This window comes from Vogesella amnigena (assembly GCF_042648905.1).
GTDB lineage: Bacteria > Pseudomonadota > Gammaproteobacteria > Burkholderiales > Chromobacteriaceae > Vogesella > Vogesella amnigena.
Map to the genome: position 1 here is coordinate 1 of NZ_JBHRYH010000030.1, position 1080 is coordinate 1080.

The window sequence follows — 1080 nt, forward strand, 5'->3', positions numbered from 1 at the left end:
ACCTATCAACGTCCTGGTCTCGAACGACTCTTCAGGGACCTCAAGGGTCCAGGGAAGTCTCATCTTCAGGCAAGTTTCCCGCTTAGATGCTTTCAGCGGTTATCTCTTCCGAACTTAGCTACCCGGCGATGCGACTGGCGTCACAACCGGTACACCAGAGGTTCGTCCACTCCGGTCCTCTCGTACTAGGAGCAGCCCCCGTCAAACTTCCAACGCCCACTGCAGATAGGGACCAAACTGTCTCACGACGTTTTGAACCCAGCTCACGTACCACTTTAAATGGCGAACAGCCATACCCTTGGGACCGGCTACAGCCCCAGGATGTGATGAGCCGACATCGAGGTGCCAAACTCCGCCGTCGATGTGAACTCTTGGGCGGAATCAGCCTGTTATCCCCGGAGTACCTTTTATCCGTTGAGCGATGGCCCTTCCATTCAGAACCACCGGATCACTATGTCCTGCTTTCGCACCTGCTCGACTTGTCGGTCTCGCAGTTAAGCTACCTTTTGCCATTGCACTATCAGCACGATTTCCGACCGTACCTAGGTAACCTTCGAACTCCTCCGTTACACTTTGGGAGGAGACCGCCCCAGTCAAACTGCCTACCATGCACTGTCCCCGATCCGGATCACGGACCAAGGTTAGAACCTCAAACACACCAGGGTGGTATTTCAAGGACGGCTCCATGCAAACTAGCGTTCACACTTCATAGCCTCCCACCTATCCTACACAAGCCTGTTCAAAGTCCAATGCAAAGCTACAGTAAAGGTTCACGGGGTCTTTCCGTCTAGCAGCGGGTAGATTGCATCTTCACAAACATTTCAACTTCGCTGAGTCTCAGGAGGAGACAGTGTGGCCATCGTTACGCCATTCGTGCGGGTCGGAACTTACCCGACAAGGAATTTCGCTACCTTAGGACCGTTATAGTTACGGCCGCCGTTTACTGGGACTTCAATCAAGAGCTTGCACCCCATCATTTAATCTTCCAGCACCGGGCAGGCGTCACTCCGTATACGTCCACTTTCGTGTTGGCACAGAGCTGTGTTTTTGTTAAACAGTCGCAGCCACCTATTCTCTGCG

The 1080-nt window shown here is 53.1% G+C and carries 1 rRNA gene; it reads right to left on the minus strand.

The features are described 5' to 3' along the window. Positions 1–1080 (minus strand): 23S ribosomal RNA (locus tag ACFOKJ_RS12630); the annotation flags it as partial.